Source organism: Paenibacillus pasadenensis (genome assembly GCF_002864175.1).
Lineage (GTDB): Bacteria > Bacillota > Bacilli > Paenibacillales > Paenibacillaceae > Paenibacillus_O > Paenibacillus_O pasadenensis.
On the sequence record NZ_NFEZ01000003.1, the window covers coordinates 374,890 to 388,021 of the forward strand.

The following is a 13,132-nucleotide window of genomic DNA, read 5'->3' on the forward strand; positions in this document are numbered from 1 at the left end:
GGCCATCAGCATCACTGCGCATGCCATGACCATCATCCACAGGTATCTCATGGACGTCCCTCCGCTTCCGCTTGGTTTCGATAGGATCATTGTACCGCAGGACGGATCGTTCATGCCGTAAAGCAATCCTAAAAAAACCTTAAGAAAGTCTAAAGATCGTGATCCTGCGCCAGCGGCAGCCTCACCTGGAACGAAGTCAGATACGGATCGCTCGCGGCCGAGATGCCGCCCCCGTGCTGCTCGACGATGCTCTTGGCGATCGCCAGGCCGAGGCCGGAGCCGCCGCTGTCGAGGCCGCGCGCCTTGTCGACGCGGTAGAACCGGTCGAACAGATGCGGCAGGTCGACCGACGGAATCATCTCGCCGTAATTGACGACCTCCACGACCGCCTCCTCGCCTTCCGCCGAGGCATGGAGATCGACCTTGCCGCCGTCCTTGCCGTAATGGATCGCATTGGCGAGCAGGTTCTCGAACACGCGCACGAGCTTGTCCGGATCGCCGGTGACGGCGAGCTTGCCGGACGGGGCATGGAGCGCGCCGACGAGTCCCGCCTCCTCGAGCGGCACCCGGTATTGAATGAGCAGCTGGCGCAGCAGCTCGGTCAGATTGAACGTATGGATGCGCTGCGGAGACGTCTCGTACCGCATTTTCGTATAGTCGAACAGGTCGTTGATCAGCACGTTGAGCCGCTTCGACTTCTCATAAGCGATATGCACGTACTGGCGCACCTCCACCTCGTCGCGGCAGCGGTCCTGCTCGATCAGGCCGAGATAGCCGATGATCGAGGTGAGCGGCGTCCTCAGGTCATGCGAGACGTTCGTGATGAGCTCGCTCTTGGTCTGCTCGGCCCGCCGCTCGTCGTCGAGCGACAGCTGCAGCTTGTGCACGAGATAATTGATGTAGGCGGCGAGATCGCCGAGCTCGTTTTTTTGCCGCACCGGCACCTGGTAGTCGAAGTTGCCGTCGGCGATGTACCGCACGCTGCGGCTGACGTCGCGGAAATAGCGAAACTGGCGCTGCTGGAGCAGCAGCAGGAAGACGAGGAACAGCCCGATCGCGAGAATGACGAGCGTGAAGTCGCCGAACTGGTCGATCAGCAGATGCGCGATCCAGCGCAGCGCGGGCAGCTCGCTCGCCAGCCGCTCCGCGACGACGACGAGCAGCACCGACGAGATGACCGAGAGCGCGGCGCTCAGCGCGAGATGGAGCAGCAGGCGGAACGTCATGTCCTTGACGACGTTGTCATCCTTCAATTTTGTAGCCGACCCCCCACACCGTCACGATGAACTTGTCTCCCGTCTCCTGCTCCAGCTTGTCCCGCAGCTTGCTGATATGCACCATGACGGTATTGTTCGATTCGTAAAATTTTTCTTTCCACACTTGCTGGAAAATGTCCTCCGCGCTGAACACCTTGCCCGGATGCGAGGCGAGCAGATGGAGGATGCCGAACTCCGTGCTCGTCAGATGCAGCTGCCGCCCGTCCTGGCGGCAGGTGACCGTATGGGTCGACTTGTCGATGACGATCGGCCCGAGCTCCACCGCCCCGCCGGCGTCGGACCCGCCGCCCGCCTTGGGGAACTGGTAGGCCCGCCGCAGCAGCGACTTGACGCGGGCGACGAGCTCCAGCGGGTTGAACGGCTTGACCATATAGTCGTCCGCTCCGGTCATCAGCCCCATGATCTTGTCCATGTCCGCCGCCTTGGCGCTCAGCATGAGGATCGGCACCTGGGCCGATCCCTCGCGGCGCAGCTGCCGGCATACTTCAAGCCCGTCCGCCTTGGGCATCATGATGTCGAGCACGATCAAATGGAACGGCTCCGCGGCGGCCATGGCGAGCGCCTCCTCCCCGTCATGGGCGAGCACGGTCGCATAGCCCTCGTTGGCCAGATAGATCTGGATCAGCTCCGCGATCTCGCGGTCGTCGTCTACGATCAGCAGCTTTTTCACCGATTACCACTCCTTACAGCCACTATACCGCACGGCCGCCGGCCTTGGAAGCGCGCGCGCCCGATCGAAAGGGCCGTTTAAGGAATCTTCAGGCTTTCTTCAGGAAAGCCGGCGCCGGACCGGCTTTTTCCGAAGCCGGAGGCGCGAAAAGCCCCCTTCCGGCTGGAAGGGGGCAGCGCCGTTTCTTGCGGGAAAGCTAGCTTTCCACGCGATCGGTGATCGTGATGAGGTTCTGGTCGGCATAGTAGACGCAGTACGTGCCCAGCGCCTCGGCGATGAAGCGCAGCGGCACCATCGTCGTGCCGCTCATGTTCTGCGCCGGCACCGACAGCTCGATCTCCATGTCGTTGACCTTGGCCTTGGTCTTGTTCACCTGCAGGAAGATCTCGTTCTTGCCGCGCGTCGCCGTGATCGTCTGCTCGTACTGGTTCCAGTCGACCGTCGCTCCGAGCGCCTCGAAGATGCCGCGCAGCGGCACGAGCGTGCGTCCGTCCTTGACCAGCGGCTCCTTGTCGAGCGCGTAATTCACGCCGTTGACCAGCACCTTCGGCGCCTCCTTGGCGGCTTCTGCGGCCGGCGCGGCCGCGCCGGCGATCAGGATGCCGGCCAGCAGCAGGCCGGCCGCTTTCTTGCTTCGATATGTACTCATGAACATGCCTCCTCGGAGCGGATTTGATTCTCATTAAACCGCTTCCCGAACGACTTAAACGCTGACGATATCAAGAAGTTGCGATGCCGATAGGATTCATTCCACTTTAATGCAGGAATGCGGCAATCGGTAGTCAATCCAGGGCACATATGGTACACTAATTGGAATGATGTTAATCCTGGGAGGGACAAGCATGGCACCGAAGAAGATGCGTTCTGACATGATCAAAAAAGGCTTCGACCGAGCCCCGCACCGCAGCCTGCTGCGCGCTGCCGGCGTCAAGGAAGAAGACTTCGACAAGCCGTTCATTGCCGTCTGCAATTCCTATATCGATATCATCCCCGGCCACGTCCACCTGCAGGAATTCGGCAAGGTCGTCAAGGAAGCGATCCGCGAAGCGGGCGGCGTGCCGTTCGAGTTCAATACGATCGGCGTCGACGACGGCATCGCGATGGGCCACATCGGCATGCGCTACTCGCTGGCGAGCCGCGAGATCATCGCCGACTCCGTCGAGACGGTCGTCAACGCGCACTGGTTCGACGGCATGGTGTGCATCCCCAACTGCGACAAGATCACTCCCGGCATGATGATGGGCATGCTGCGCGTCAACATCCCGTCCATCATGGTGAGCGGCGGCCCGATGAAGGCCGGCCGCACGAGCGACGGACGCGCGATCTCGCTGACGAGCGTGTTCGAGGGCGTCGGCCAGTTCATGGCCGGCAAGATCGACGAGGTCGGCCTGACCGAGCTCGAGCAGTTCGGCTGTCCGACCTGCGGCTCCTGCTCCGGCATGTTCACCGCCAACTCGATGAACTGCCTCGCCGAGGCGCTCGGCATCGCCCTTCCGGGCAACGGCTCCATCCTCGCCGTAGCGGAGGAGCGCAAGGAATTCGTCAAGGAGTCCGCCCGCCAGCTCATGAAGCTGATCGAGATGGACCTGCGTCCGCGCGACATCGTCACGGCGGAGGCGATCGACAACGCGTTCGCGCTCGACATGGCGATGGGCGGATCGACCAACACCGTCCTCCATACGCTCGCGATCGCGCATGAAGCCGGCATCGAGTACCCGATCGCCCGCATCAACGAAGTCGCCAACCGCGTGCCGCATCTGTCCAAGCTGGCTCCGGCGTCCGACCTTCACATGGAGGACGTGCATGAGGCCGGCGGCGTCAGCGCCGTGCTGCGCGAGCTGCTCAACAAGCCGGGCGCCCTGCATACCGAATGCATGACCGTCACCGGCAAGACGATCCGCGAGAACGTTGAAAATACGGAAATCAAGCGGCGCGACGTCGTGCGCCCGATCGACGATCCGCACTCCGAGCGCGGCGGCCTCGCCGTCCTGTTCGGCAACCTGGCTCCGGACGGAGCGATCATCAAGGTCGGCGCCGTAGACAAGTCCGTGGGCGGCTACCACCGCGGCCCGGCGATCTGCTTCGACTCGCAGGACGCCGTGCTGGAAGGCTTGAGCAAAGGCCTCGTCAAGGAAGGCCATGTCGTCGTCATCCGCTACGAAGGGCCGAAGGGCGGCCCCGGCATGCCGGAGATGCTCGCTCCGACGTCGCAGATCGTCGGCATGGGCCTCGGCGCCAAGGTCGGCCTCATCACCGACGGCCGCTTCTCGGGCGCCTCGCGCGGCATCAGCATCGGCCATATCTCGCCGGAGGCGGCGGACGGCGGTCCGCTCGCGTTCGTCCACGACGGCGACATCATCGAGCTGGACATGAACAACCGCACGATCCAGCTTGAGATCAGCGACGAGGAGATGGCCAAGCGCCGCGCCGAATGGACCGGCTTCGAGCTCAAGATCAAGCGCGGCTACCTCGCCCGCTACGCTCATCTCGTCACCTCCGCCAGCACCGGCGGCGTCATGAAAATCTGATTCCTTACCCAAAAAGCTCCCCGGCGCTCGAAGCGCCGGGGAGCTTTTGGTTTACAGGTTGAATTGTCGCGGTGCTGTCCATCTATGTCTTGAGAGCTCCGGCGAGCACGATGCTGCCTCGCGGCTCCTGGCCGAAGGCGTCCGGCTCCAGCGTGATGGCGACCTGGTCGTACGAGCCGCCGGGGAACGTGAACGTGACCGCGCCGGCGTTGCCCGTCGGCATGAACGTGCCGGCATTGACCGGCTTGTCGCCCTTGATCAGCCACACCTGGAACGCCTGCTCGTCCTTCAGCTCCGGAAGCCGGCTCGCCTGCACGATCAGATGGGTGCCGCGATCGTCCACGACGAGATAGGCCTGCCCTCTGGCGACGAGATCTTTGACCGGCTTGAGCGAGACGATCTGGCTGACCATCGCGCCGGCAAAAGGCTGCTCCGTCTTGCGCAGCTGCTCGATCGTGCTGTCCAGCGTCTGCGTCGACGCATGCAGCTCGGCCGAGAGCCGCTTGTTCTCGCGCCCGAGACTGTCCATGCGCTGGGCCAGCACTCCGGTCACGAGCAGCATGACCGCTGCCGCACCGGCCAGCGCTCCGACCGCGAGCCGCCTTCTCCTCCCGGTCCCCTCCGCGGCTGGCGCTTCCTGCGCGCGCTCGGCCGGGCGCTCGGTCCGGTCCGCTCCGGAGAGCGGCGCGGCCGACGAACGCTCGTTGCGGTCCGCAAGCTGCTGCCTCGCGTCCGTTCCGTCCTCGTCTTGGCGAAGCGCAAAAACGTCCGGAGGCAGCGCCGGCTCGGAGCGCTCGGCCGCGTCCTCCTCCAAGCGGTCCGCCTGAGGACGGCCCAGCACCTGGCCCAGCACGCGCTCGCGCATTCCCTGCGGCGGCTCGGCCGGCTCGGCGGCTAGCGGCAGCAGGCCGAGCAGCTCCTCGATCCGGGCCAGCTCCTCACGGCAATCGCTACAGCCTGCGATATGCCGCTCCATGCGCTCTCGTTCTTCGCCTTCCAGCAAGCCCATCGCATACAGATCGATGTCCGAGCATGGCTTGCGATTTTCCTCCTCATGTCCTTCCCTCATGATCGAACCTCCCCCCTCCACGATTCGCCCAGCTGACTGCGCAGCTGGCGAAGACCGAGGCGGATCCGACTTTTGACCGTGCCTAGCGGGATGTCATGCCTGTCCGCGATTTCCTGCTGGGTATACCCGCCGAAATAAACCCACTCGATCACCTGCTGCTGTTCCTGGCTGAGTCCGGACAGAGCTTGCCTCATCTGCTCCGCCAGCATCCGGTTCTCGACGGTAAGCTCCGTCGTGACCGGGTCGCGCAGCTCATCCATGCCGTCCTGGCCGCCGGCGGCCGGCCGGCGGTCGCGCTTGCGCAGCCAGTCGATCGCGCCGTTGCGCGCCATCGTGAAGATCCAGGTGCTGACCTTCCCGGAGCGGCCGTTCGATACATACGCCTCGGCATGGTTCCAGAGCTTGAGGAACAGCTCCTGAACGATCTCTTCCGCCGCCATGCTGTCCTTCACGATTCGGTAGACGAACGAGTACAACGGCTTCTCGTAGCGATCGTATAGCTTCTCCAGCGCATCGCTGCTCCGGGAGGCGATCTGAAGCATCAGATGCTCCTCCCAGTCTGCCTCGGTCATGTGTTCCTCTCCCTTCCTATCTATCATATCCCCTAGGGGATAAAAGTCCAATCCGCCGCAAAAACAAAAGCCGGTCCTCCCGTAAGGGGACCGGCCGGCAAGGTCAGGACAGCATGCCCGGAGCAGCCGCAGGCTCGCTCGCCAGAGCGGCCAAAGCGGCTTCCGGCTTGGCCGCGACAGGCTGGCGCGGAGCCGGGGCGGAAGTGCTCGTATAGCTTTCCATGTCTCTGCGGGAGAGGAACAGCATGCGCGGATACATCGGCTTGGCCTCGCCGCGCGGTTGCGCTCCGCGAGGCTTGCGGGACTTGGCGCGCGGTTTGGCGGATAGAATTCGGAAAAGGATCTTCAAATAAATGCGGGATGCCTTGGCGAACAGGTTCTCCGGCAGGTCAAACACCTGGAAGCCGAGCTTGTCGGTTCCGTTGTGGATCATCGTCACTCCGTAGAGCGCCTTGACCTTGTCCATCGCAGGATCGTTCAGCACCGCGGCGGACAGGGCCGGGAGAGCCGACTCCATCTCGCGCAGGAGGCGGATGATGACCGCGAGCGGAGAGGAGGAGCGGACCGCCGCCTGGCGGAGCATCTCATTGTCGAGATGGATCTCGGCGAGCGGATCTCCCTTGACGATGCGCTCGCCTTCGCTCAGCTCGATCGGCGGACCGTTGTAGGCGACTTTGCGATAGTGAAAGACCGGCCTGCCGCCCTTCTCGCTGGCGACCGGCTTCAAGCGGAACACGAGATGGAACAGCTTCTCGTATTGCAGCCAGGCGCCCGCCAGCAGACGGTTGAACGCCGTCGGACGCTTCGCCTTGTTTTTCTCGGTCAGCTCCATGAGCGTCGGGACGCCAACGAAGCGGAAGCCCTTGCGGCCGCCCTCCTCCAAATACACCTCCAGCGCCTCCAGCATCTGGGCCGGCGCGTCCTCGTCCGCTCCGAGCGTGCGGCCGCAGTCATGCAGCAGCATCACCTCGCCGGGACGAAGCTTCTTGAGCAGGCGCCTTTTCAGCCTGTCGGACGTTTCATGAGCCTTCCAATCGCCGAAAATGCCCGACCAGAGCACGATCTTGTACTGGCCCTTCTTGGAGAAATCGAACAGGTTGACGATTCCCCAGGGCGGTCGGTAATAAACGGGCGTCTCCCCGATCGCCTGCTCGATGACCGCGCTCGTCAGGGCGATCTGCCGCTTGACGGTTTTCGGCCGCATGATCCAGTTGCTCTTGTGCACGTAATTGTGGATGCCGACCGTATGCCCCTCGTCCCTCATCCGCCGAAGCAGCTCCGGATGCTGCTCCGCATGGGACCCGACGACAAAAAAAGTCGCCTTGGCGCGATGCCTGGCGAGCAGATCGAGCAGCATGGGCGTGTAGACGGGATCCGGGCCGTCGTCGAAGGTAAGCGCGATCTCCTTGTCCGCGAGTCCGCGCTTGAACACGCGGAAGCCGAACAGGCGGCTGATCAGTCCCGGGATAAACGCATAGAGCGATAGGAAGTAGAATCCCCAGACGAGCAAATTCTCCATGTTTCTGTTCCCCACCATATTCTCTAGAAGTCTACCACCCATTGTAGCATAAACGAGTTTCAAAAAACCGCCTGCATCTTTAAAATCTATAGTACAATCAAAGCGGAAATATGAATCGATTTCCAATTGACGCTGCAAAGGAGCCGGATTTCTCTCATGCTGATGTTTTACCGCAAATATTGGCGCACCGCATTCGATATCGCTCTAATCGCCCTAACCGTGTACCTCATTATGCTCGCGTTCAGCTTCCTTTACTCCATCGCCGCTCCGATCTTCCTCTCCCTGCTCATCTTCGCCGTCATCGAGCCGCTCGCAAGGCTGCTCCACCGGCTCGGCCTCAAGAAGTCGATCGCCTCGGCGCTTTCGATCCTGCTCTTCTCCGCGATCGTGCTCGGCATCTTCTTCGGCGCAGGCTACATCATGGTGCGGGAAGCGAACTCGATCGCCCACAAGCTGCCTCAATACCAGGCGATCCTGCAGGAGCAGCTCGCCCAAGGGTCCACCTGGCTCAAGGACAAGACGAGCGCGCTGCCGCCCGATACGGTGGACAAGATCCAGGACTACATCGACGCTCTGACCCGCTGGGGGCAAAAGGTCGCGGAAGGCTTCCTGCTGAAGGCCGCCGGCTACCTGAACTCGGTCTCCACGTTCATGTTCAACTTCGTGCTCGGCGTCATCCTGGCGTACTTCCTGAGCATCGAGATCGCCGACTGGAAGCGGATCGCCTCGAGCAAGACGCCCCGCACGTTCAAGAAAGCCTTCGTCTTCCTGCGCGAAAACGTCTTCTCGGGCATCGTCGGCTACCTGAAAGCCCAGATGAAGCTCATCTCGATCACCTTCATCGTCATCTTCGTCTCGCTGCTGGCGCTCGGCGTCGACAACGCGCTGACGATCTCCGCCATCGCCGCCGTGTTCGACGTGCTGCCGCTGCTCGGCGTCGGCACCGTGTTCGTCCCGTGGATCGCCTACCTGCTCGTCGTCGGCGACTACAACCTGGCGATCTGGCTCGGCATCCTGTTCCTCGTCATCGTCGCCGCCCGGCAAATTCTCGAGCCGCTCATCACCGGCGACACGCTCGGCGTCTCCGCCTTCACGATGCTCGCATTCATGGTCATCTCGCTGTCCTTGTTCGGCGTCGCCGGCGTCATCCTCTCTCCGGTGCTCGTCATTCTCGTCAAGGCGCTGTACGACCAGGGCTATTTCCGCCGCTGGATCACTCCTCCCAAGGACGAGTACGACGTCGAGCTGGCGGAGAAGGGCTGACGCCGTTCCTGCCTCGAGCCAAGCCCAAAAGGGCCGCATCCGCTGTCATGATGACAGCGGATGCGGCCCTTTGCCTGCTTCATTCCAACCTATCCGGCGGCGGGTCCGTTTTTGCCGGCGGAAGAGCTTGTTTCCTGCTCCAGCCGGAAATGCCCCAGCGAAGCGCGCAGCGACGAGGCGACTTCCTCCAGGCGGGCGGACAAGCCGACCAGGCTGTCGCTCACGCCGAGCTGCTCGCTGCTCAGCGAAGCGACCTGCTGGGAGGCGGCGGCCGACTGCTCCGAGACCGAGCTCACGCCGGACATCGCCTGGCCGATCTGCAGCTGCGTAGCGCCGAGCTCGACGATCGCCTCGTCGACGCGCGCCAGGCTCTCCCCGAGCAGCGCCATCCGGGACTGCGCCTGAAGGAACAGGCTGCCCGCCTCCTGCACGGAATCGAGCTGCTGCCGGAATGCCGGGCGAGCCGTCGCCAGCGTCTCGACCGTTTCGCCCACCTCGGTCTGAAGCGCGGCGAGAATGGCTTCGACCTGCTGGATGGAAGCCTTGGACTGATCCGCCAGCTCCCGCACCTCGCCGGCGACGACGACGAAGCCCTTGCCGGCCTCGCCCGAGCGGGCCGCCTCGATTGAAGCGTTGAGCGAGAGGATGTTCGTCTGCTTGGCGATGCCCGACAGCAGCGTCAGGATGCCGCGGATCGAGCGCGTATTGTCGGACAGGCGGGCGATCTTGGCGGAGATGTCGCTTACGATCCGATCCGCTTCCTCCGTCTTGCCGAGCATCTTCTCCATATGGCCGGTCCCTTCCCGGCTCGCGGACTCCACTTGGCCGGCCGATGCGCGCATCTCGTCCGTGCTGAGCTTCATCCGCTCCATGCCTTCATCCATCTTCTCCGTCAGCTCGATTCCCTTCTCGGCCTCGACGGCGAGGCTGGAGGCTCCGGCCGCGATTTCGTCCGTGGCGGCTGCGATCTCCCGCGCGGACGTGGCGGTTCGGCGAGACTGATCGGCCATCTGGCCGGCGGTATCAAGCACTTGGGCGGCCATGCGGCTCGTCTGGCCGACAAGCTGGCCGAGCTGCTCCATCATGCCGTTGAAGCTCGCCGCAAGCTGGCCGATCTCGTCCTTGGAGCGGTGGCTCGACCGGACGCTCAGCTCCCCGTCCTTGCCCCGCCGCATGAGCGAGCGCAGGCTGCGCAGCGGCCTGCCGACGCTCCAGACGACGAACGCGCCGACGAGCACCGCCAGCAGGGCGGCTCCCGCCGCGACCCAGACCGTCATGACGAAAATGCTTTTGGCATCCTTGACGAGCTCTCCGCCCGGAATCGTGGCCGCCACGGTCCAAGGACTGTTCTTGAGATGATCCTCGATCATGAGCAGCGAGCCGCTCCAATAATGGATGGGCGTTTCCGAGCCCTTGAGCTGCAGCGGACTCGCCTGGCCGGCCCGCTGGCCTCCGCTCGAATCCGAAAGCACGATTCCCCGCTCGTCGATCAGGCTGATCTCGCCGCCGGATCCGAGCCGGATGCCCTCCAACTGGCTGCCGACGAAGTCGGCATCCAGCTCCAGCAGCATCAGGAAGGCCGGATCGCCCGAGATCGACTTGATGACTCTCGCCAGACCGATCGAAGGCGGGCTTTTCGCATCGAAGCCTCCCGGCTGGTAAGGCGTCCAATACGGCTTGCCGTCCAGGCTGACCGCCTCCTTGTACCAGGCCTCCTCCTTCGCCAGCTTCACGTCGAGCGTCAACGTGCCGACCGCTTCGGTCTGCAGCCGGTCGTCGATCGGGATGAAGGCGATATGGCGGATCGTCTTGTTCGCCATCGCCATCGAGGAGATGCGGTCATACAGCGTCCGCTGCGCCTTGAAGCGCTCGAATACGTTTTCTTCCTTATGGGCGAATACCAGCTCGCTGACGGATTCCTGAACGATCTTGTCCGTCAGGAAGTGCATGGAGAAGCGCAGGTAGTCATCCAGCACGATGTCCAGCCGATCCGCGACCTGATTGGCCGTCTCCACCGTCGATTCCGTCACCTTGCGCTCGATCACCGATTTGGCGATTCCATACGAGATGAAGCCCATGGCGAGCACGCAAGCGACGATGCTGGCGAAAATGATCAGGAACAGCTTTACGCTGATGAGGCGAAAAGGGCGAAGGATCCACTTCGAAACAAATTGATTCAATTGAAATCGCCTCCAATTCCGAAAAAGGGGTGTCTTTATACCTATCGGAACGTAGAGGGGATATTTTTATTAACAAAGGGCTCTTTTTCACTTTTCTTGGGCGGACGAGGCCAAGGCGGCGCGCTCCCAGGCCGCGATCCGATCCATGACGCCGCCGAACAGCCGCGCCGCCAGGTTGGCGCTTCCCTCCGGACGTTCCTCGGCCAGGACGGCGACGGCATAGCGGGGATGGTCGGCAGGCCCGTAGCCGATGAACCACTGGCTGTTCCCCGCTCCGGGCCTGCCGCTTTCCGCCGTCCCCGACTTGCCGGCCAGCGGCCAGGCGGCTCGGTGAAGGCCGCGTCCGGTTCCGCTGGCTACGACCTGCTCCATGCCTCTCCTCAGCATGGCGGCCGTGCGCGGCGAGATTTGCCCGTGCGCGGAGGGCGAGGCATGGCTGCGCAGCGCGGCGAGACGCTGGCCGTCGGCAAAGTCGATTTCCTTCACGAGCGCCGGCTCGGCCACCCTGCCGCCATTGACGATCGTCGCCGCCAAATTCGCCGCCTGCAGCGGCGTCATCCGCACATCCTCCTGCCCGATGCCGCTGCGGGCCAGCTTGCCGCTGCGCAGCAGCTCAAGCCGGCTCCATGGGCTTGCCGCGCCGAATACCGTGCCCGCCTCCTCCTCGCCGATCAGGCGCAGCGGTCCGGACAGCGCGCCTTCCCTGCGGCCCGCCTCGAGATGCCAGCCGATGCGCCTGCCGAGACCGAGCTTGTCCGCCGCCGCGGCGAGCTCATCCGGCCGCAGCCGCTCCGCCAGAGCGGCGAACACGATGTTGCAGGACTGCGCCAGCCCTTGCTCCAGCGTGAGCCGGCCGTGGCCGCCTTCTTTCCAGCATGACAGGCCATGATGGCCGTATTCGCCTCCGCAATAAAATTCCTCGCCCGGCTCGGCCGCTCCGGCCTCCAGCGCCGCCGCCTCGGTGACAAGCTTGAAGATCGAGCCGGGCGCATAGGCGCGCACGGCCCGATTGGCCGCTCCGTCAAAAAAAGCTTCTCCTCGTGCCGGAAGCTCCATGTCGGGCTTGGAGACCATCGCCAAAATGTCCGAGTTCCGGACATCCAGCACGACGACCGCGCCTTTTTTCAGCCCGGCCTCGCCCGCATACCGCTGAAGCTCGACTTGCAGAGGCAGGCTGAGCGTCGTCCGCACCTGCAGCGGATAACGCGGGTTGGCCGGGCGCTCCACGGTCAGGCCGAGCCCTTTGAGCGGCAGGCCGGCCGCATCGGTCATATAGCTGGCATAGGCCGGCCCCGTCCCCCGAAGAAGCCCGTCCAGCGACAGCTCGAGACCGCCGCCTCCCGTTGCGTCGCGCAGGCTCGCCTTGCCTGCGGCCAGCCGCTTGCCGTATGCGGCGGCGATCCGTTCGGGATTTTCGCTGACATATCCGATCGCCTGGACGGCAGCGGACGACGGATCGCGGCGGGCGCGGTAGGGCAGGATGGCCACGCCTTCCAGCTTCAGGCCCGCCAGCTCGGTCCGCTGCCGCGGACTGAGCCGCAGCGGCAGGCCGCTTTTCGCATCCATCCAGAAGCCCGGCTCCTTCCTCCGCTCCAGCTCTTGCCACAGCTCCTCGGAGCCGGCTTGCAGCACTCGCGCCAGCTCGGCCATGTCCCGGCCGCTGCCGCGCGGCTGGCCGGACGGATGCGGAAAGATCGCCAGCGCCTCATAAGCGAAGCCTGTCAAAGGCAGCCCGGAGCGGTCGACGAAATCGCCTCTTCCGGCGTCCAGCAGCAGGCGGTGGCTGCGCTGCCTAACCGCTGTCTCGGACGCTGTCGCATGGCGGGCCGAGGAAGCGGGGCTCCACGGCCAAAGCATCACCCAGCCGAGGCGGAGCAGAGCGACAAGCAGCAAAGCGGCGATCAGAGCCGCCGCCGTCTTCATTCGGGAAGCGGACATGGGCCGTTCCTCCTTCGGTTCCAGATGTCGCGGTTGTTCTGGAATCCAGTATTCCCCTGCCGCTCCCCGCCTACACGCGAAAAGCCCCGCCGGAGGCGGGGCTGGGTCGAAGCAGG

General features: G+C 63.8%; 10 protein-coding genes. 2 read left to right on the forward strand and 8 right to left on the reverse strand.

Annotation, left to right across the window (positions count from 1 at the left end; translation table 11 throughout):
• Nucleotides 1-149 precede the first annotated feature (149 nt).
• The 3 genes from B8V81_RS05295 to B8V81_RS05305 all read right to left on the reverse strand — a co-directional run bounded on the left by B8V81_RS05295 (nucleotide 150) and on the right by B8V81_RS05305 (nucleotide 2,596).
• On the reverse strand, nucleotides 150-1,253 hold the full coding sequence (locus tag B8V81_RS05295; RefSeq protein WP_228551611.1) for a sensor histidine kinase: 1,104 nt from the start codon (nucleotides 1,251-1,253) through the stop codon (nucleotides 150-152).
• Nucleotides 1,243-1,947 carry a response regulator transcription factor gene (locus B8V81_RS05300; RefSeq protein WP_028597568.1) on the reverse strand — a complete coding sequence of 235 codons (705 nt, stop codon included), beginning with the start codon at nucleotides 1,945-1,947 and terminating at the stop codon, nucleotides 1,243-1,245. The genes B8V81_RS05295 and B8V81_RS05300 overlap by 11 nt, the downstream gene beginning before the upstream one ends.
• A gap of 196 nt (nucleotides 1,948-2,143) precedes the next feature.
• Nucleotides 2,144-2,596: a copper amine oxidase N-terminal domain-containing protein gene (locus tag B8V81_RS05305; RefSeq protein ID WP_052332954.1), complete on the reverse strand. Its 453-nt coding sequence runs from the start codon at nucleotides 2,594-2,596 to the stop codon at nucleotides 2,144-2,146.
• Between the two features lie 193 nt (nucleotides 2,597-2,789).
• Here B8V81_RS05305 and ilvD point away from each other — a divergent pair, with 193 nt between their 5' ends.
• On the forward strand, nucleotides 2,790-4,475 hold the full coding sequence (ilvD, locus tag B8V81_RS05310) for a dihydroxy-acid dehydratase (RefSeq protein ID WP_028597567.1): 1,686 nt from the start codon (nucleotides 2,790-2,792) through the stop codon (nucleotides 4,473-4,475).
• An 82-nt stretch (nucleotides 4,476-4,557) separates the two neighbouring features.
• On the opposite strand, the gene B8V81_RS05315 is transcribed toward ilvD, so the two are convergent.
• From B8V81_RS05315 to B8V81_RS05325, 3 genes are all read right to left on the reverse strand, one after another.
• Entirely contained in the window at nucleotides 4,558-5,544 is a 987-nt protein-coding gene (locus tag B8V81_RS05315; protein ID WP_101807908.1) for an anti-sigma factor, read from the reverse strand.
• Nucleotides 5,541-6,116, reverse strand: coding sequence for an RNA polymerase sigma factor (locus tag B8V81_RS05320; RefSeq protein WP_028597565.1), 576 nt, complete (start codon nucleotides 6,114-6,116; stop codon nucleotides 5,541-5,543). Before B8V81_RS05320 ends, B8V81_RS05315 begins: the two co-directional genes overlap by 4 nt.
• Nucleotides 6,117-6,219: 103 nt before the next feature.
• A complete protein-coding gene (locus tag B8V81_RS05325; protein ID WP_028597564.1) occupies nucleotides 6,220-7,635 on the reverse strand; it encodes a polysaccharide deacetylase family protein in 1,416 nt (471 codons plus the stop codon).
• A gap of 156 nt (nucleotides 7,636-7,791) precedes the next feature.
• Between B8V81_RS05325 and B8V81_RS05330 the strand changes: the two genes are divergently transcribed.
• Nucleotides 7,792-8,898 (forward strand): AI-2E family transporter, encoded by a 1,107-nt coding sequence (locus tag B8V81_RS05330; protein WP_101807909.1) that lies wholly within the window; start codon nucleotides 7,792-7,794, stop codon nucleotides 8,896-8,898.
• An 89-nt stretch (nucleotides 8,899-8,987) separates the two neighbouring features.
• Here B8V81_RS05330 and B8V81_RS05335 read toward each other — a convergent pair whose 3' ends face one another.
• Together B8V81_RS05335 and B8V81_RS05340 are read right to left on the reverse strand one after the other, a co-directional pair.
• Nucleotides 8,988-11,078 carry a methyl-accepting chemotaxis protein gene (locus tag B8V81_RS05335; RefSeq protein WP_101807910.1) on the reverse strand — a complete coding sequence of 697 codons (2,091 nt, stop codon included), beginning with the start codon at nucleotides 11,076-11,078 and terminating at the stop codon, nucleotides 8,988-8,990.
• An 87-nt stretch (nucleotides 11,079-11,165) separates the two neighbouring features.
• Nucleotides 11,166-13,016: a peptidoglycan D,D-transpeptidase FtsI family protein gene (locus tag B8V81_RS05340; RefSeq protein ID WP_101807911.1), complete on the reverse strand. Its 1,851-nt coding sequence runs from the start codon at nucleotides 13,014-13,016 to the stop codon at nucleotides 11,166-11,168.
• Nucleotides 13,017-13,132 lie beyond the last annotated feature (116 nt).